At 69.8% G+C, this 17,664-nt stretch carries 17 protein-coding genes; 7 read left to right on the top strand and 10 right to left on the bottom strand.

What is annotated here, in order from left to right; translation table 11 throughout:
- The first annotated feature begins 94 nt into the window (after positions 1-94).
- Positions 95-1,150, top strand: coding sequence for an Lrp/AsnC family transcriptional regulator (locus ACGFXC_RS00295; protein ID WP_393708013.1), 1,056 nt, complete (start codon positions 95-97; stop codon positions 1,148-1,150).
- Between the two features lie 195 nt (positions 1,151-1,345).
- Here ACGFXC_RS00295 and ACGFXC_RS00290 read toward each other — a convergent pair whose 3' ends face one another.
- The 7 genes from ACGFXC_RS00290 to ACGFXC_RS00260 all read right to left on the bottom strand — a co-directional run bounded on the left by ACGFXC_RS00290 (position 1,346) and on the right by ACGFXC_RS00260 (position 7,318).
- The gene (locus ACGFXC_RS00290) at positions 1,346-2,743 is read right to left on the bottom strand and encodes a nucleobase:cation symporter-2 family protein (RefSeq protein WP_393708011.1); all 1,398 of its coding nucleotides are present in this window, start codon (positions 2,741-2,743) and stop codon (positions 1,346-1,348) included.
- 360 nt (positions 2,744-3,103) lie between these two features.
- Complete coding sequence (locus tag ACGFXC_RS00285) at positions 3,104-4,507, bottom strand: 8-oxoguanine deaminase (RefSeq protein ID WP_393708009.1); 1,404 nt, start codon at positions 4,505-4,507, stop codon at positions 3,104-3,106.
- Positions 4,508-4,698: 191 nt separating this feature from the next.
- Entirely contained in the window at positions 4,699-5,622 is a 924-nt protein-coding gene (pucL, locus tag ACGFXC_RS00280) for a factor-independent urate hydroxylase (protein WP_393708007.1), read from the bottom strand.
- A 1-nt stretch (position 5,623) separates the two neighbouring features.
- Entirely contained in the window at positions 5,624-6,013 is a 390-nt protein-coding gene (gene uraH, locus ACGFXC_RS00275) for a hydroxyisourate hydrolase (RefSeq protein ID WP_030715205.1), read from the bottom strand.
- A gap of 2 nt (positions 6,014-6,015) precedes the next feature.
- On the bottom strand, positions 6,016-6,531 hold the full coding sequence (gene uraD, locus ACGFXC_RS00270; protein ID WP_393708004.1) for a 2-oxo-4-hydroxy-4-carboxy-5-ureidoimidazoline decarboxylase: 516 nt from the start codon (positions 6,529-6,531) through the stop codon (positions 6,016-6,018).
- Positions 6,532-6,680: 149 nt separating this feature from the next.
- A complete protein-coding gene (locus ACGFXC_RS00265) occupies positions 6,681-7,070 on the bottom strand; it encodes a helix-turn-helix domain-containing protein (protein WP_393708002.1) in 390 nt (129 codons plus the stop codon).
- Positions 7,067-7,318 (bottom strand): thiamine-binding protein, encoded by a 252-nt coding sequence (locus ACGFXC_RS00260; RefSeq protein ID WP_393708001.1) that lies wholly within the window; start codon positions 7,316-7,318, stop codon positions 7,067-7,069. Before ACGFXC_RS00260 ends, ACGFXC_RS00265 begins: the two co-directional genes overlap by 4 nt.
- A 126-nt stretch (positions 7,319-7,444) precedes the next feature.
- Between ACGFXC_RS00260 and ACGFXC_RS00255 the strand changes: the two genes are divergently transcribed.
- The 3 genes from ACGFXC_RS00255 (at position 7,445) to ACGFXC_RS00245 (ending at position 10,948) form a co-directional block, all read left to right on the top strand.
- Positions 7,445-8,278 (top strand): TIM barrel protein, encoded by an 834-nt coding sequence (locus ACGFXC_RS00255; RefSeq protein WP_393707999.1) that lies wholly within the window; start codon positions 7,445-7,447, stop codon positions 8,276-8,278.
- Between the two features lie 76 nt (positions 8,279-8,354).
- Positions 8,355-9,245 carry a 2-hydroxy-3-oxopropionate reductase gene (locus ACGFXC_RS00250; RefSeq protein WP_393707997.1) on the top strand — a complete coding sequence of 297 codons (891 nt, stop codon included), beginning with the start codon at positions 8,355-8,357 and terminating at the stop codon, positions 9,243-9,245.
- A gap of 245 nt (positions 9,246-9,490) precedes the next feature.
- Entirely contained in the window at positions 9,491-10,948 is a 1,458-nt protein-coding gene (locus ACGFXC_RS00245; RefSeq protein ID WP_393707995.1) for a catalase, read from the top strand.
- Positions 10,949-11,380: 432 nt separating this feature from the next.
- On the opposite strand, the gene ACGFXC_RS00240 is transcribed toward ACGFXC_RS00245, so the two are convergent.
- Positions 11,381-12,322 carry a nitrilase-related carbon-nitrogen hydrolase gene (locus ACGFXC_RS00240; protein ID WP_393707993.1) on the bottom strand — a complete coding sequence of 314 codons (942 nt, stop codon included), beginning with the start codon at positions 12,320-12,322 and terminating at the stop codon, positions 11,381-11,383.
- On the bottom strand, positions 12,319-13,356 hold the full coding sequence (locus ACGFXC_RS00235) for an agmatine/peptidylarginine deiminase (protein WP_393707991.1): 1,038 nt from the start codon (positions 13,354-13,356) through the stop codon (positions 12,319-12,321). The genes ACGFXC_RS00240 and ACGFXC_RS00235 overlap by 4 nt, the downstream gene beginning before the upstream one ends.
- A gap of 118 nt (positions 13,357-13,474) precedes the next feature.
- Between ACGFXC_RS00235 and ACGFXC_RS00230 the strand changes: the two genes are divergently transcribed.
- Complete coding sequence (locus tag ACGFXC_RS00230; protein ID WP_393707989.1) at positions 13,475-14,059, top strand: TetR/AcrR family transcriptional regulator; 585 nt, start codon at positions 13,475-13,477, stop codon at positions 14,057-14,059.
- Between the two features lie 181 nt (positions 14,060-14,240).
- On the opposite strand, the gene gcl is transcribed toward ACGFXC_RS00230, so the two are convergent.
- The gene (gcl, locus tag ACGFXC_RS00225; RefSeq protein ID WP_393709551.1) at positions 14,241-16,019 is read right to left on the bottom strand and encodes a glyoxylate carboligase; all 1,779 of its coding nucleotides are present in this window, start codon (positions 16,017-16,019) and stop codon (positions 14,241-14,243) included.
- 283 nt (positions 16,020-16,302) lie between these two features.
- On the opposite strand from gcl, the gene ACGFXC_RS00220 reads away from it, so the two are divergent.
- Complete coding sequence (locus ACGFXC_RS00220) at positions 16,303-17,103, top strand: hypothetical protein (RefSeq protein ID WP_393707988.1); 801 nt, start codon at positions 16,303-16,305, stop codon at positions 17,101-17,103.
- 47 nt (positions 17,104-17,150) lie between these two features.
- Positions 17,151-17,639 carry a glutathione peroxidase gene (locus ACGFXC_RS00215; protein ID WP_393707987.1) on the top strand — a complete coding sequence of 163 codons (489 nt, stop codon included), beginning with the start codon at positions 17,151-17,153 and terminating at the stop codon, positions 17,637-17,639.
- Positions 17,640-17,664 lie beyond the last annotated feature (25 nt).

Raw genomic sequence — 17,664 nt, 5'->3', positions numbered from 1 at the left:
ACCGTCCGATTCCACAGGTGAGCACACAAAGAGAGATGATCAGTCGAAAGTCCGGTTGCCCGGACAGCGTCCGGGAGAACCGCCAGGGGAGGGTATGAACTCGGCCATTTCCGCCATCGACGACACCGACCGGGCGCTGGTCCACGCACTGCAACTCGCGCCCAGGGCCAGCTGGGAGCGGCTGGCACCGGTGCTCGGCGCGCGCCCGGAGACCCTCGCGCGCCGCTGGGAGCGGCTGACCTCGGCCGGAGAGGCCTGGATCACGGGGCTGGGGCTGCGGACGGGAGCGCTCTCGCCGTGCATGGCGTGGGTGGAGGTGATGTGCGAGCCGGGCGCCTCCCCCGCCGTCGGCGCCGCCCTGGTCGAGGACGCGCACACCATGGGCGTGGAGCACACCACCGGCGGCCGTGAACTGCTGGTCTTCGTCGCGGTGCCGGATCTGCACACGCTGTACCGCTACCTGTACTTCCGGGTGCAGCTGATCCCCGGAGTGACCGGAACCCGTTCCTCGATGGTGACGGCGGTCCACATCGCCCCCGACCGGTGGCGCCTGGACCAGCTGACCCCGGCGCAGAGCGATCTGCTGACCGGGCGCACCCGCCGGGCGGCCGGACCGCTCGTGCCGACGGCGGGGGTGGTGGCGGCCATGCCGATGGAGGACCGGCTCCTGGTACTGGCGCTGGCCGGTGACGCGCGCCGTACGGTGGCCTCGCTGGCCCGGGAGTCGGGGATGAGCGAGTCGACCGTACGGCGCCGGCTGGCGCGGCTGGAGGCGGGGCAGAGCCTGCGCTACAGCTGCTCGATGGCCTCCGCGCTGTCCGGCTGGCCGGTGTCGGCGACGCTGTGGGCGGAGGTGCCGGAGTACGAGGTCGCGGGCTGCGCGGCGGTGGCCTCGGGGCTGCGCGAGACCCGGACCTGCATGTCCGTCAGCGGCCCCTGGAACTTCATCATCAGCGCCCGGCTGCGCTCGGTCGAGGGGCTGTCCCGCTACACCGCCGACCTGTCCAGGCGGCTGCCGGGGCTGCGCATCACCGACACGGCGGTGGCGCTGCACGTGCGCAAGTCGGAGGCGCAGGAACTGGACCAGCTGGGCCGGCGGCTGCGGACCGTCCGGCCGGACATCTGGCAGGACCCGGCGCCGCACGCCTGACCGGGCCGGCCTCCCGCGCCCGGCGGTACGCGTACCGCCGGCGGAACGGGTGCGGCCCCGCCGCACGCGTGCGGCGGCGGGAGGCACGTGCGGCGGCGCGTACGCCACACCCGCAGTGGGTGGCGTACGCGCCGTCGCAGGTACCTCCCGCCGCCGGGACGTGCGCGGGGCCGGACCGGCGCGCGGGCGCCGGGGTCAGTGCACGAAGGCCGGTTCGGCCGTGGCCTCCGCCTCCGCCGCGGGGTCCTTCTTCACGCCGAGGTGGTTGAAGGCGAGGTTGAGGACGATCGCCGTGACGCAGCCGGTGCTGATGCCGGAGTCGAGGACGACGAGGAGGTCCTTGGGGAAGGCGTGGTAGAAGCCGGGGGCGGCGATCGGGATCAGGCCGATGCCCACCGAGGCGGCGACGATCAGCGCGTTCTCGCCCTTCTCCATGGCCGCGCCGGCCAGGGTCTGGATGCCGCTGGCCGCGACCGAGCCGAACAGGACGACGCCGGCGCCGCCGAGGACGGGCAGCGGGACGACCCCGATGACGGAGGCGGCCATCGGACACAGGCCCAGCAGGATCAGGATGCCGCCGCCCGCGGCGACCACGAAGCGGCTGCGCACCTTGGTCATCGCGACGAGCCCGATGTTCTGGGCGAAGGCGCTGCACATGAAGCCGTTGAACAGCGGGCTGAGCGCGCTGCCGAGGGTGTCGGCGCGCAGGCCGCCCTCGATGGTCTTCTCGTCCGCCGGCCGGCCCACGATCCGGCCGAGGGCGAGGATGTCGGCGGTGGACTCGGTCATGCAGACCAGCATGACGATGCACATGGAGATGATCGCGGCGACGTGGAACTGCGGCGCGCCGAAGTGGAACGGGGTGGGGAAGCCGATGACGTCCGCGTTCTTGACGGCGTCGAAGCTGGTCATGCCCATCGGTATCGCGATGAGGGTGCCCACGACCAGGCCGAGCAGGATCGAGATCTGCTGGAGGAACCCGCGCAGGAACTTCCGCATCACCAGGACGATCGCCAGGGTGAGGGCGGCCATGCCGATGTTCTTCATCGAGCCGTAGTCGGTGGCGGCCTTGTTGCCGCCCTGCGACCAGTTGAACGCCACCGGGAGCAGGGACACGCCGATCAGCGTGATGACCGTGCCGGTGACGACGGGCGGGAAGAAGCGGACGAGCTTGCCGAAGTAGGGGGCGGCGAAGAAGCCGATGACTCCGGCGACGATGATCGCCCCGAAGATGACGGGGATGGCGTCCGCACCCTGGTCCTTGCCGATGGCGATCATCGGGGTCACGCCGGCGAAGGAAACGCCGTTGACGAAGGGGAGTTTGGCGCCGATCTTCCAGAACCCGAGGGTCTGGAGGAGGGTGGCGAGCCCTGCGGTGAAGAGCGAGGCGCCCATCAGGAAGGCGGTCTCGGTGGCGGAGAGTCCGACGGCGGGGCCGACGATCATGGGCGGGGCAACGACACCGGCGTACATGGCGGCGACGTGCTGGAGGCCGCTCGTGAACATCTTGAGCGGAGGCAAGGTCTCGTCGACCGGGTGCTTCTCCTCCGGTACTGCGACTGCATCTTTGCGAAACCTGGGCGTTTCGGCCACGGCTTCCTCCGGTCGGTTAGACACGTCGGCAGGGACGTGGGTGTCATGGAGGTGGTGCGAAAGCGTTGCTAGTCGAGCCTGTATGGAGTTGTGGATCTTGCGACTGGTGCTTCGACTTCATGTCCCAAGAGGTGCGGAAACGATTCGCCCAAATCGGTTCCACGCGTTTTCGAGCTGGTGGTGCCGTGGCAGTGGCGCGAGACGTGCTGCGCTGCGGGGTGCAGGGTTGTCACGAGTCACCGCCCCCGGGGGCGCCGTCGGATCTCTCCTCGGGCGCTTCCCGGGAACGGCTGCCGCGGACCCCGCTCGGGTCCGCGGCCGCCGGCCGGGGGCCGTCCCCCCCGACCGGACTCCGTGGGATCAGGCCTGCGCGGAGATCCGCGCCAGGCGCTGGGCCTCTTCCCGCGTGGACACGGCGATGGCGTCCTCGTCGGCGAAGAGGAGTCGGTTGTTCTCGACGATCTGCTTGCCGTTGACGAACGAAGCCGTCACCGGGGCCGCCGCACCGAAGACCAGGGCGGTGACCGGGTCGGCGATGGAGGAGTGCAGGAACGTGCTCACGTTCCACAGGACCAGGTCGGCCAGCTTGCCGACCTCCAGCGAGCCGATGTTGCCGGCGCGGCCGAGGACCTGCGCGCCACCGTACGTACCGAGGCGCAGGGCCTGGCGCGCGTTCAGGGCGCGCTCGCGGTGGACGGGGTTGAGGCGGTTGATGAGGAGCGCGTTGCGCAGCTCGGTGTGCAGCTCGCCGGACTCGTTGGAGGCCGTGCCGTCCACGCCGAGGCCGACCGGTACGCCGGCGGCCAGCATGTCCGGGACGCGGGCGATGCCGGCGGCCAGACGGGCGTTGGAGGACGGGCAGTGCGCGACACCGGTCTTGGTCCGGGCGAACGCGGCGATGTCGGAGTCGTTCATGTGGACGCTGTGCGCCATCCACACGTCCTCGCCGAGCCAGCCGGTCGACTCGAAGTAGTCGGTCGGGCCCATGCCGAACAGTTCCTTGCAGAACTGCTCTTCCTCGACGGTCTCCGAGCCGTGCGTGTGCAGGCGCACGTTCAGGCGGCGGGCCAGCTCGGCGCCCTGCTTGAGCAGCTCGGTGGAGACCGAGAAGGGGGAGCAGGGGGCGACGGCGACCTGGGTCATCGAGTCGAAGGAGGCGTCGTGGTACTTCTTCACGGTCGCCTCGGTGTCGGCGAGCGCGCCTTCGAGGGTCTCGACGGCGTGGTCCGGCGGCAGACCGCCGTCCTTCTCGCTACGGTCCATCGAGCCGCGGGCGAGGGTGAAGCGGACACCCATCTCGGACGCGGCGCGGATGATCGAGCCGGACAGGTCGCCGGAGCCCTTGGGGAAGACGTAGTGGTGGTCCATCGCGGTGGTCACGCCACCCTTGGCCATCGCGGCGAGGGAGCCCTGCGCGGCCGTGTACGTCATCTGCTCGTCGATGCGCGCCCAGGTCGGGTACAGCGAGACGAGCCAGTTGAAGAGGTTGTGGTCGGTGGCCAGGCCACGCGTGATCCACTGGTAGAAGTGGTGGTGCGTGTTGACCAGACCGGGAGTCACGAGGTGCCCGGTGCCGTCGATGCGGCGGACGACGTTCTCGAGGTTCTCGGGGGCCTTGCCCGCGCCGATGGACTCGATCTTGTTGCCGGCGACGACGACGTGACCCGAGGCGTATTCGGTGTCATTCGCGTCGACGGTCGCAATCGCACAGTTTTCGATGACGATGCGCTCGACGGCGCTGTCATGGGCTGCCGATGCTGCCATGGGACTTCCTCGTGCTTTCAGTGGCGGTGCGGGCACGGCAAAACCCAGGGGATTTGAGTGCCGGAGCCGGGGGCCTTGGCAGCTGACAGTACTGCCGCCCCGTGTGTTGCGTCCGGGTGCCGATTCAGGAAGTTGTGGGGGTGTCGCCCGTCCCGGGGCCACTGCGGAGCTCCGGGACGGGCGCGACGTGCTCAGAGATTGGTCATGTCCACGGGGATACGGGCGTCAACGCCGTCGCGGAGGACCGTCGCCTCGATCAGACCGTAGGGACGGTCCGCGGCGAAGTACACCTCGTTGTCGTTCTTGAGGCCGAAGGGCTCCAGGTCGACGAGGAAGTGGTGCTTGTTCGGGAGCGAGAAGCGGACCTCGTCGATCTCCGAACGGTGGTTGATGATCCGCGAACCCATCTGGTACAGGGTCTGCTGGAGCGAGAGGGAGTAGGTCTCCGCAAAGGCCTGCAGCATGTGCTTGCGGGTCTCGGCGTAGGACTTCTCCCAGTTGGGCATCCGCTGGTCGTCGTCCGACCAGCTGAAGCGCCAGCGGGCCGACACCTGGGTGGCGAGGATGCGGTCGTACGCTTCCTTCAGGGTCGTGTACTTGTCCTTCACGTAACCCCAGAACTCGGAGTTCGTGGAGTTCATGACGACCAGGTCCTTGAGGCCGGAGATGACCTCCCAGTTCTGACCGTCGTACGTGATCTGGGTGACCCGGGTCTCCCCGCCCTCACGGACGAAGGAGTGGTTCACCTCGTCGGAGCCGATGAACTTCGAGTTGGCGTCCGAGGTCGCGATCCGGGACCAGGAGTACTCCTCGATCCGGATGCGGGCCTTCTGGATCGGCTCCTGGCTGTTGACGAACCAGCGCGCCAGGTGGATGCCGAACTGCTCGGCGGACTCGATGCCGTATTCCTTGGCGAACGCGTACACCGTGTTCTTGGTGGTGTCCGTGGGGAGCACGTTGGCGTTCGAGCCGGAGTAGTGGACGTCGTCCATGTCGCCGGAGAGGGCGACCGAGACGTTCAGGTCCTTGATGTGGTGCGTGTCGCCGTCCCGCGTGATCTTGACGACGCGGTTCTCTGCTTTGCCGTACTGGTTCTGGCCGAGAATCGTGGCCATGCTAGCTCCCTCGGTAAACGGAGTAGCCGAACGGGTTGAGCAGCAGCGGTACGTGGTAGTGCTCGCCCGGGTTCACCGCGAAGGTGATCGTTACCTCGGGGAAGAACGCACCGCTGTCCCTTACGCGGGGGGCGTCCTGCTGCGCCTCGGCTTGCTTCTTGGAAAAATACGTCTCGGTCTCGAAATCGAGGCGTACGTGGGTGGTGCCCTCCGGCAGCGCCGGCAGGTCCTTGCAACGCCCGTCGGCGTCGGTGGCGGAACCACCCAGGGCCGCCCACTCGCCGTCCAGGCCCGTACGGGCCGAGAGGGAGATGGCGACGCCCTCGGCGGGCTTTCCGATGCTGGTGTCCAGGATGTGCGTGGACACCGACGCGGTGGTCTCGGTGCTCATGCTCACGCTCCTTCTGCGAGTTCGACGAGGCGGGTCAGGCGGATCTTGTTGATCTTGACGAGCTCACCGCGGGCGGTCTCCCGCTCCTGCTCCGGCGAGTTCTCGATCCGGACCTTGACCGCGTCCCGCATGAACTCACCGGTCGCACCGGTGGCACAGATGAGGAAGACGTGGCCGAACTTCTCCTGGTACGCCAGGTTCAGCTCGAGGAGCTCGTTCTTCAGCTCCTCCGAGGCACCGGCCATGCCACGCTGCTCGCGGGCGGAGGTAGGGTCTCCCGGCTTCGGCCGGCCGATCGGCGCGTGGCCTCCCATCGCCTCGCCGAGGTCCTCGGCGGTGAGCTCCGCCATGGCGGACTCGTTGGCCGAAAACAGGGCGTCGACGCCGGCGAAGGGGCGCTGCGCGAGCAGCTTGGCACCCCACGCCGAACTGGCGCACACCTCGTGCAGCTCGGCCGTGGCCTCGCTGTCGTCCAAGGCGTTGAACCGGGTGAGACCCGGGGTCGGACTCGAAGTCACGGTAGGCCTCCGTGGCCTGTTGTTGCTTTTTGACGGGCTGCGCATAGCTAACGCCCTCGACAACACGGCGTCAACACTTTGTTGAAACTTCCCGTACACAAAAGCCGCCGCCCGGGTGAATTGGGCGGCGGCTCGTCACGAAGGGTGAATCAGCCTTCACTCTTGGCTGTCTTGTTTGCGTTTTCCCTGTTCAAGTAGTTGTAGACGGTGAAGCGGCTCACGCCAAGCGCCCCCGCGACCGTTTCCACGCCGTGCCGCACGGAGAAGGCGCCGCGCGCCTCCAGTATCCGCACCACGTCCTGCTTGGACTTGCGGTCGAGCTGCGCCAGGGGCACGCCGTGCCGGCGCTCCAGGGCGGCCAGGATGTGGTCCAGCGAGTCGGACAGCTGGGGCAGGCGCACCGCGAGCAGCTCCCGGCCCTCCCATGTGAGCACGACGTCGTCGGGCTGCGCCAGGGCCGGATCCATCAGCTCTCCGCCCATGGCGTCCACCAGCGGCTTGACCGCGGCGACGAAGGGGTGGTCACGGGGCTCGGTCACGGCGTGTCCTCCCCGATCACGTTGACCTGGAGCGAGACGCGCGTCGCCCCGGCCTCCAGCGAATCGCGCAGCAGCGCGGCCACCGCGCTCAGCACCCGGTCGGACTCGCCCTCGGCGGTGTTGCCGAACGGGCCGACGTCCACCGCGTCCAGCTGCGCCTTCTGGATGACCTCGCGGGCGGCCACGGCATGGGCGGGGGCCTCTTCGAGGTCGAAGGGCTCGGTCGTGAACTCCACTCTCAATCGCACGCTGGTCAAGCTACCTCCCGGTCAGCTTTTTTCGGCAGTCCGCACTTGACATCCACGACGGGCCCGATGCAGTCTTCCATCAAGCAGAAACTAACTTCCGCAATACGGAAGGAGCGCACACCCCTCATGGGATACACGGACCAGCGCTTCGATGTGAACCTTTCGATCCTCTACACGGAACTCCCGCTCCTGGAGCGTCCCGCGGCTGCCGCCGCGGCGGGCTTCACCGCGGTCGAGCTGTGGTGGCCCTGGATCGAGACCCCCACCCCCGCCCAGGCGGAACTCGACGCCCTCAAGAAGGCTCTTGAGGACGCCGGCACCCAGCTGGTGGGTCTGAACTTCTACGCCGGCCAGCTGCCGGGCCCGGACCGCGGCGCGGTCTCGGTACCCGGTGAGGAGTCGGACCGCTTCAACGCCAACATCAACGTGGCGGCCGACTTCGCCGCCTCGGTCGGCTGCAAGGCGCTCAACGCCCTGTACGGCAACCGCGTCGACGGAGTCGACCCGGCCGTCCAGGACGAGCTGGCCCTGAAGAACCTGGTCGTCGCGGCCCAGGCCGCCGACCGGGTGGGTGCGATCCTCCTGATCGAGACCCTCAACAAGCCCGAGTCGCCGCTCTACCCCCTGGTGAGCGCCCCGGCCGGCATCGAGATCGTGGACAAGGTCAACGAGGCCACCGGCCTCGGGAACGCCAAGTTCCTGCTCGACCTGTACCACCTGGCGATGAACGATGAGGACCTCTCCGAGGTCATCGAAAAGTACGCCGCCAAGACCGGCCACGTCCAGATCGCGGACAAGCCGGGACGCGGTGCCCCGGGCACCGGCGAGCTTCCGCTCGAGGAGCTCCTGGACCAGCTGAAGAAGGCCGGATACGAGGGCTACGTAGGCCTCGAGTACAAGGCCGCCGACGCCGCCGCGTCCTTCGCGTGGCTCCCCGCCGAGGCCCGCGCCGCCAAGTAGGCGGACAAAGTCCGGGCGAACAGCCAGGCACACCACGCACTTTTCGTACGAAGCATTAAAGAGAAGGACCCTCATCATGAGCACCCTCCCCAAGATTGCCTGGATCGGTCTCGGAATCATGGGCTCCCCCATGGCCGAGAACCTCCTGAAGGCCGGCTACTCGGTCACCGGCTTCACCCTGGAGCAGGACAAGCTGGAGCGCCTCGCCGCCGCCGGCGGCTCCGCGGCCGGCTCGATCGCCGAGGCCGTCAAGGACGCCGACGTCATCATCACGATGGTGCCCGCCTCCCCGCAGGTCGAGGCCATCTCCTACGGTGAGAACGGCATCCTGGAGAACGCGAAGTCCGGTGCGCTGATCATCGACATGTCGTCGATCACCCCGCAGACCTCGGTCGACCTCGCGAAGAACGCCGCCGAGAAGGGCATCCGCGTCATCGACGCCCCGGTGTCCGGCGGCGAGGCCGGCGCCATCGAGGCCGTCCTGTCGATCATGGTGGGTGGCGAGCAGGCCGACTTCGACGAGGCCCTCCCGATCCTCGAGGCCCTCGGCAAGGTCATCGTCCTGTGCGGTCCCCACGGCTCGGGCCAGACGGTGAAGGCCGCCAACCAGCTCATCGTCGCGGTGAACATCCAGGCGTGCGCCGAGGCCGTCGTCTTCCTCGAGAAGTCCGGCGTGAACCTCCAGGCCGCCCTGGACGTCCTCAACGGCGGTCTGGCCGGCTCCACGGTCCTGACCCGCAAGAAGGACAACTTCCTGAACCGCGACTTCAAGCCCGGTTTCCGGATCGACCTGCACCACAAGGACATGGGCATCGTCACCGACGCCGCCCGCAACGTCGGTGCGGCCCTGCCGGTCGGCGCGGTCGTCGCCCAGCTGGTCGCCTCGCTGCGCGCCCAGGGCGACGGCGGCCTGGACCACTCCGCGCTGCTGCGCGCCGTCGAGCGCCTCTCCGGCGCCCAGGTCTGATCCACCCCGCGGCGGCCCGCTGTCCCCGGCCGCCCCTCCCCCTCACGGGGGCCTGAGTTTCCGGATGGTGCCGGTGCTGACACCTGTCCTGTCGCGCCCAAGTGCCGGCACCGTCCGGATCACCTCTCCTCTCTCTTCTTCTTTCTTTTCAACAAACTGTTGACGTCGAGTTCACGCCGAAATTAGGCTGTTCCGCATGACGGAAGATGCTTTCCGTCAGCAGTTGCCCCGTACGGAAGGTCACCATGTCGAAGCGCACGCTGACGACCGAGTCCGGCGCCCCGGTCGCCGACAACCAGAACTCCGCCACCGCCGGCGTCGGTGGCCCGCTCCTGGTCCAGGACCAGCAGCTCCTTGAGAAGCTCGCCCGCTTCAACCGCGAGCGCATCCCGGAGCGCGTGGTGCACGCCCGCGGCAGCGCCGCGTACGGCCACTTCGAGGTGACCGACGACGTCACCGCGTACACCAGCGCGGCGTTCCTGAACACGGTCGGCAAGAAGACCGAGACCTTCCTGCGGTTCTCCACCGTGGCCGACTCGCTCGGTGGCGCGGACGCGGTCCGCGACCCGCGCGGCTTCGCCCTGAAGTTCTACACCGAAGAGGGCAACTACGACCTCGTCGGCAACAACACCCCGGTGTTCTTCATCAAGGACCCGATCAAGTTCCCCGACTTCATCCACTCCCAGAAGCGCGACCCCTTCACGGGCAAGCAGGAGCCGGACAACGTCTGGGACTTCTGGGCGCACGCCCCCGAGGCGACGCACCAGATCACCTGGCTGATGGGTGACCGCGGCATACCCGCGTCCTACCGCCACATGAACGGCTACGGCTCCCACACCTACCAGTGGACCAACGCCCAGGGCGAGGCCTTCTTCGTCAAGTACCACTTCAAGACGAACCAGGGCATCCGCTGCCTGTCGGGCGAGCAGGCCGCCGAGCTCGTCGGCAAGGACGGCAACTCGCACCAGACCGACCTGCTGCAGGCGATCGAGCGCGGTGTGAACCCGAGCTGGACCCTCTACGTCCAGATCATGCCCGCCGCCGAGGCCGCGGACTACCGCTTCAACCCGTTCGACCTCACCAAGGTGTGGCCGCACAGCGACTACCCGCTGCAGCGCGTGGGCCGCCTGGTCCTCGACCGCAACCCGGACAACGTCTTCGCCGAGGTCGAGCAGTCCGCCTTCTCCCCGAACAACTTCGTCCCGGGCATCACCGCCTCGCCGGACAAGATGCTCCAGGGCCGCCTGTTCGCGTACGCCGACGCCCAGCGCTACCGCCTCGGTGTGAACCACACCCTGCTGCCGGTCAACGCCCCGAAGGCGACGACGGCCGACAACTACGGCCGCGACGGCGTCATGGCGCTGCGCAACGGCTCGCGCCACGACAAGAACTACGAGCCCAACTCGTACCAGGGTCCGGCCGAGACCGGTCTCGGCCTGGGCGCCCCGAAGGCCGTCTCCGGCTACACGGGCACCCACGAGGCCCCGGCGCACACCAAGGACGACAACTTCTTCCAGGCCGGCGAGCTCTACCGCCTGATGTCGGAGGCCGAGAAGGAGCGTCTGGTGGCGAACATCGCCGGCGGACTCTCCCAGGTCACCCTGGAAGACGTCATCGAGAAGAACCTGGCTCACTTCCACGCCGCCGACGCCGACTACGGCAAGCGCGTCGAGGAGGCCGTCCGCGCCCTGCGCGACGCCTGAGCCACAAGCTGTACCGGGGGCCTGACGGGAGGTCATGCCCCTGGTGCTGGCCCGCACCGCGGACCCGGATGAGGGGTGGTACGCGGTGGGGGCAGGACGAGGACCGCGACGGGCGTGTGAGCCAGTGCGGTGGTAATGGGTTCCGAGGCCCGTCTCTTGACCTGAGGGAGACGGATGCCGGAGTTCTCGTCACCGCCCGTCGCGGTCCCAGCCACCTCCTCCTCGTGCACAGGGGCTACGCACAGAGCACCCTGTGGACGGCGGAGGAGCCCTTCCACTCCGCCCGGCGGCGCGAACGTCCTGTCGCGCCAGCCTCGCACCGTCGGGCGGTAACCAGCCAGAGCGCCGAGTCACGGACGGTCCCGTGACTCGGCGCTTTGCTGCGTGCGGGTACGGGTAGGGGCACGGGCACGCGCTCGGCCACGGGCACGGCTACGGGCACGCGCGGGGCTCGGTGAGCCGTCCGTAGAGCTCGGGGCGGCGGGTCTGCATCAGGCCGAACTCCAGCCAGTCGCGGCGCTGGTCGAGATCCAGGTCGGCGACGAGCACCGCGGGCCGGTCGCGGGGCGCCCGGAGCAGGACCCGGCCGTAGGGGTCGGAGATGAACGAGGAGCCGTAGAAGGTGGAGCGGCCCTCGGTGCCGACGCGGTTGGGCACGATCATGAAGAGCGCGTTGGCCAGGCCGTTGGCGCTGATGGCGTGCTCCCACATCGGCCGGGTGTCGAAGTCCGGCAGGTCCATCTCGGAGCCGATGGCCGTGGGGTGGACGAGGATCTCCGCGCCGGCCAGCGCGTAGGCCCGGGCCAGTTCGGGGAACCACTCGTCCCAGCAGGTGGGGAATCCGAAGCGGGCCCCCTCGTGGGCGACGACGGGGAAGCCGCTGTCGCCGGGGCGGAAGCACAGGTCCTCGCGGTAGCCGGGGAAGGCGGGGATGTGGTTCTTGCGGGTCCGGGCGATCAGCCTGCCGTCCGGGGCCACGCAGACGGCGGTGTTGTAGCCGAGCCCGCCGTCCCCGGCCCGCTCGTAGAGGGAGGCGTGCACGGTGATCCCGAGGCCGGTGGCCAGTTCGGCGGCGAGGCGGACCGTGGGGCCGTCCTCGACGTCCTCCAGGTGCCGGGCGGCGCCGTCGGCCATCGGGTCGTCGGTGTTGCAGAAGTAGGGGCTGCGGGTCAGCTCGGGCAGGCAGACCACCTTCGCGCCCTCACCGGCGGCCAGGGCGACGCCCTGGCGCAGCAGGTCGTCGTGCTCGCGCGGGTCGGCGTACCAGCGCGTCTGGACGAGGCCGACGCGCAGCGGAACCCGTTCGGCCGGCTCCAGGCGGGCCGGGGAGCCGAGCGGGGAGCCGTAGGAGGTGAGGAGGGCGTACGGGGTCACGCGCGGGCCTCCTTCGGGAACTGCTGGGTGATGCAGTGGACGCCGCCCCCGCCGTACGCGAGGACCGGCGTCGGCACGCCGACCACCTTGCGGCCGGGCAGCACGGCGTCGAGCACGGCCAGGGCCGCCTCGTCGTCGGGGCCACCGGCCACGGGGACCACGCAGCCGCCGTTGGCCAGGTAGAAGTTGAGGTAGCCGACCTCGACGCGGGCGCCCTCGACCTCTCCGTAGGCGGTCTGCGGCAGGGGGATGACCTCCAGGGCGCGGCCGCGGGCGTCGGTGGAGGCCTCCAGGACGGCGAGGTTGGCGCGCATCCGGGCGTAGTCGGGGTGGGCGGGGTCCGAGGGCAGGGAGACGACCACCCGGGCGGGGGCCACGAAGGCGGCGACCCCGTCGACGTGGCCGTCGGTCTCGGTGTCCTCCAGGCCGCCGTACGGGAGCCAGATGACCTTCTCGACGCCGAGGCGGCGCTTCAGCTCGTCCTCGATCTCGGCGCGGCTCATGCGGGGGTTGCGGTTGGGGTGCAGGAGGCACTGCTCGGTGGTGATGAGCGTGCCCTCGCCGTCGACGGTGAGGGCGCCGCCCTCCAGCACCATGGAGGAGTGGACGCGGGGGACGCGCAGCCGGTCCAGGAGGAGCCCGGCGAGCTTGTCGTCGGCGGTCCAGGGGTGGTGCTTCTCGCCCCAGGCGTTGAAGCGGAAGTCGAGGCCGACGCGGGCGCCCTGCGCGTCGTGGGCGAAGATCGGGCCGGAGTCGCGCAGCCAGGAGTCGTCGATCGGCAATTCGATGACCTCGATGGCGGGGTCGTCGCCGCAGGCGGCGCGGGCCCCGTCGGACTGGCCGGGGGTGGCGATCATGATGACCGGCTCGAAGGCGGCGATGGCGCGGGCCACGGCGGCGTACTCGCGGCGGGCCGCCTCGAAGGCGGCTCCCCACAGTTCGGCGCGGGCCGGCCAGGCCATGAGGCAGGCCTCGTGCTCGGTCCATTCGGCGGGCATGCGCCAGGTGGTGGCGGGCGGGGTCGTCAGGGTCACGGGAGGGCTCCTTCGGCGCGACTGACTGAATTTTCAGTCAGAAGATCACATGGAAGCTATCGTGGGACCTGACTGAAAGGTCAGTCAAGAGGTGTCCGACCGAAAGGTGCGAGCGAGAGTGGCCGACCGTCAAGCGTTGATCTTGGAAGCAGCCGTACGCGTCATCGCGCGCAATGGCGTCAGAGGGCTGCGGGTCGAGGAGCTGGCGACGGAGGCCGGCGTCTCCACCGCCCTGATCTACTACCACTTCAAGGACCGCGCCGGGCTGGTCCGGCGCACCCTCGCCTTCATCAGCGACCGCGCCACCGGCTATACGGACGAGGCCGTCGAGGACACCGAGGACGCCCGCGCGGTGCTGCTCCAGCTCCTGCTCAGCGAGCTCCAGGACACGCCGCGGGTCCGCGAGAACAGCATCGCCTGGGGCGAGCTGCGGGCCAGCGCCATCTTCGACGCCGACCTGCGCGAGGCCCTGGCCGAGTCCACCCTCAGCTGGAACCGGGACACGGCCGACGCCGTGGCGGACGCCCAGGCGGCCGGGCTCGCCGACCTCACCGCGGTACCGCTGGACGTGGCGGAACGACTGAACGCGCTGGTGGAGGGCCTGAGCGAGCGCTGGCTGAGCGGCTCCCTGGAGCTGGACCGGGCCCGCGCCCTGCTGGCGGGCGCCGTGGACGCCGAACTGGGCCCGCACCCGGACCGCTGACGAGGGCGCCGAGGGGGCCGCCGAGGACCTCGGGGCTCCGCGAGCGGGCCCCCGTAGCGGGGAACGCGGAACGGCCCCCGTACCTCCTGACGGAGGTGCGGGGGCCGTTCGCCACTGCCCTCCACCGCCGCCTGCCCCGGGGGGCCGGCGGCGGGGACGCCAGAGGGACGCCAGAGGGACGTCAGACGGACAGCGGGCGGATCGCGGTCGGGGCGTGGCCCGGCTCGGTCGCCAGCTCTTCGAACTCGGTGACGTCGCTCATGTCGACCGTCTTGCTCATCGCGATGTTCGTGATGCGCTCCAGGATCGCCTCGACGACGACCGGGACCTGGTGCTCGGCGGCCCACTTCTTGGCCTGCTCGAACGCCTCGCCCAGCTTGTCCGGGTCGGTGACGCGGATGGCCTTGACGCCCAGGCCCTCGGCGACCTTGACGTGGTCGACGCCGTAGACGCCCAGCTCGGGGGTGTTGATGTTCTCGAACTCGAGGTTGACCTCGAAGTTGATGCCCAGGCCGCCCTGCGCCTGACGGATCAGACCCAGGTAGGCGTTGTTCACGAGGACGTGGACGTACGGGACCTTGTGCTGGGCGGCGACCGCCAGCTCCTCGATCATGAACTGGAAGTCGTAGTCGCCCGAGAGCGCGACGACCGGGGTCTCCGGCTCCGCGGTGGCGGCACCGATCGCGGCCGGGATGGTCCAGCCCAGCGGGCCGGCCTGGCCGCAGTTGACCCAGTTGCGCGGGCGGTAGACGTGCAGGAACTGCGCGGCCGCGATCTGGGAGAGACCGATGGTGGTGACGTAGCGGGTCTCCGGGCCGAACGCCTTGTTCATCTCCTCGTAGACGCGCTGCGGCTTCAGGGGGATGTTGTCGAAGTGCGTACGGCGCTGCAGGCTGCCCTTGCGCTCCTGCGCGGAGGCGGTCCAGGCGCTGAAGTCGGGCAGCTTGCCCTCGGCCTTGAGCTCCTTGGCGATCTCGATGAAGAGCTCGAGCGCGGCCTTGGCGTCGGAGGCGATGCCGAAGTCCGGGGCGAAGATCTTGCCCAGCTGGGTGGGCTCGATGTCGACGTGGACGAACTTGCGGCCCTTGGTGTAGGCGTCCAGGTTGTAACCGGTGTGACGGTTGGCCCACCGGTTGCCGATGCCGAAGACGAAGTCCGACTCCAGGAACGTGGCGTTGCCGTAGCGGTGCGCGGTCTGCACACCGACCATGCCGGCGGCCAGCTCGTGGTCGTCCGGGATGGTGCCCCAGCCCATGAGGGTGGAGATGACGGGGACGTTGACCAGCTCGGCGAACTCGACCAGCAGGTCGGAGGCGTCGGCGTTGATGATGCCGCCGCCGGCGACGATCAGCGGACGCTCGGACTCCAGCAGGAACTGCAGGGCCTTGGCGGCCTGGGCGCGGGTGGCCTGCGGCTTGTAGACCGGCAGCGGGGAGTAGGTCTCCGGGTCGAACTCGATCTCGGTGAGCTGGACGTCGATCGGGAGGTCGATCAGGACCGGGCCCGGACGGCCGGAGCGCATCAGGTGGAAGGCCTCCTGGAACACGCCCGGGACCTGCGCGGCCTCCAGGACGGTCGTGGCCTTCTTGGTGACCGGCTTGGCGATCGAGGCGATGTCGACGGCCTGGAAGTCCTCCTTGTGGAGCTTCGAGACCGGAGCCTGACCGGTGATGCACAGGATCGGGATGGAGTCCGCGATCGCCGAGTACAGACCGGTGATCATGTCGGTGCCGGCCGGACCCGACGTGCCGATGCAGACACCGATGTTGCCCGCCTTGGCACGGGTGTACCCCTCGGCCATGTGCGAGGCGCCCTCGACGTGGCGGGCGAGGGTGTGGCCGATCCCGCCCACGTTCTTGAGCTCGCGGTAGAACGGGTTGATCGCAGCACCGGGGACGCCGAACGCTTGTTCGACACCCTCGAGCTTGAGGATCTCCACTGCAGCGGCGGCGGCTGTCATACGAGGCATCGAGTTCTCCTGCGGGTCTGGCGGTCAGGCTTTTCCGTAATCCGGAAGTTTTGTTCTGCTATACGGAACAAGCTAAGCGGCCACTCCGCGCACGTCAAGGCGCCGGAGGACCCCGGAACCCACCAAAAGGCGCATCTCGTTCGGTGAGTTGCACAAATGACGGGGCCGTCTGTCCGTTTCGACGGGATTCCGCGCCACCCCTCGCCCCGGCGGTGACCGGTGGGGGAGCATGGACCCGCGTACGGGCATCCGGCGGCGGAGGGGGTCCAGGCTCATGGCGGAAGCGGTACGGGTGCGCTGCCCGGGGTGCCGGCGCGAGAACGGTTACGCCGTCCCGGTCTTCCCCTGCGCCTGCGGGAGCCCGGTCGCGCCCCTGCTGGACCTGTCGGCGCCGCCGCGCGCGCTGACGCACCGCACCTGGGCCGGACAGTGGGTGACCGTACGGTGCGGCGCCTGCGGCCGGGACGGCGAGTGGCCGCACCCGGAGGTGGGCTGCGCCGCGTGCGGAACGGTGGCCCGGCTGCCGGTGCGGCCGCCGGACGGGGCGGAGGGGGCGCGTGGGACGGAGGGGGCGGACGGGCCTTGGCTGCCCGGGCCGGGGCCGCACACGGACCGTACCGGCGACGATGGCGACGACGGCGACGGCGACGGGGGCCGTACGGGCGCGGAGCCGGGGTGGCCCGGAGCGCGGCCGCCCTTCCTGCCGGTGACCATCCGTACGGGCCACGACGCGGTGGCGACGGCCGCGCTCTACCTGCGCTGGCTCGGCTTCCGCGACGTCCGGCGGCCCGACGCGGCGCCGCCGCCGGCGGCGGCCGTGGATCTGCGGGCTCCCGGGGTGGTGGCGCAGGTGGACCCGACGACGGCCCCGACGGGGCTGCGGGCGGTGGAGTGCGTCTGGCTGAACGCCCTGACGGCCGCGGCGTCCGGCGTCTGCTTCTCCCTGGCCGGGTACACGGACGAGGCCCGGCAGCGGGCCGGCGAACTGGCCGTACCGCTGTTCGTCATGGACCTCACGGGGGTTCCGCAGCCGGTCAACGACCCGGCGGAGGAGCTGGTGGCGAGGGGGGCCTAGGCTCGGAGGCCTGTCCGTCCGTTCGACAGCCTGCCGAGGAGAGACCGATGAGCCTTTACGACATCCCGCTGACCACCCTGGACGACGAGCCCACCAGCCTCGCGGCCCACAAGGGCAAGGCGATCCTGCTGGTGAACACCGCCTCGCAGTGCGGTCTCACCCCCCAGTACTCCGGGCTGGCCCGGCTCCAGTTCGCGTACGAGGCGAAGGGCTTCACCGTCATCGGCGTGCCCTGCAACCAGTTCGGCGGCCAGGAGCCGGGTACCGCCGAGGACATCCAGACCTTCTGCGCGGCGGGCTTCGGGGTGACCTTCCCGATGCTGGAGAAGACCGAGGTGAACGGCGAGGGCCGGCACCCCCTGTACCGCGAGCTGGTGAAGACCGCCGACGCCGAGGGCGAGGCGGGGGACATCCAGTGGAACTTCGAGAAGTTCCTGATCTCCCCCGCCGGCGAGGTCGTCGCCCGCTTCCGCCCGCGCACCGAACCCGAGGCCCCTGAGGTCATCGCGGCGATCGAGGCGCAGCTGCCCGCGTAGCACCGTACGTACGTACGCACCTGCC

Source organism: Streptomyces sp. NPDC048507, assembly GCF_043199995.1.
GTDB lineage: Bacteria > Actinomycetota > Actinomycetes > Streptomycetales > Streptomycetaceae > Streptomyces.
The sequence above is the reverse complement of the archived record's forward strand: the minus strand, read 5'-3'. Positions and strand labels throughout refer to the sequence as shown.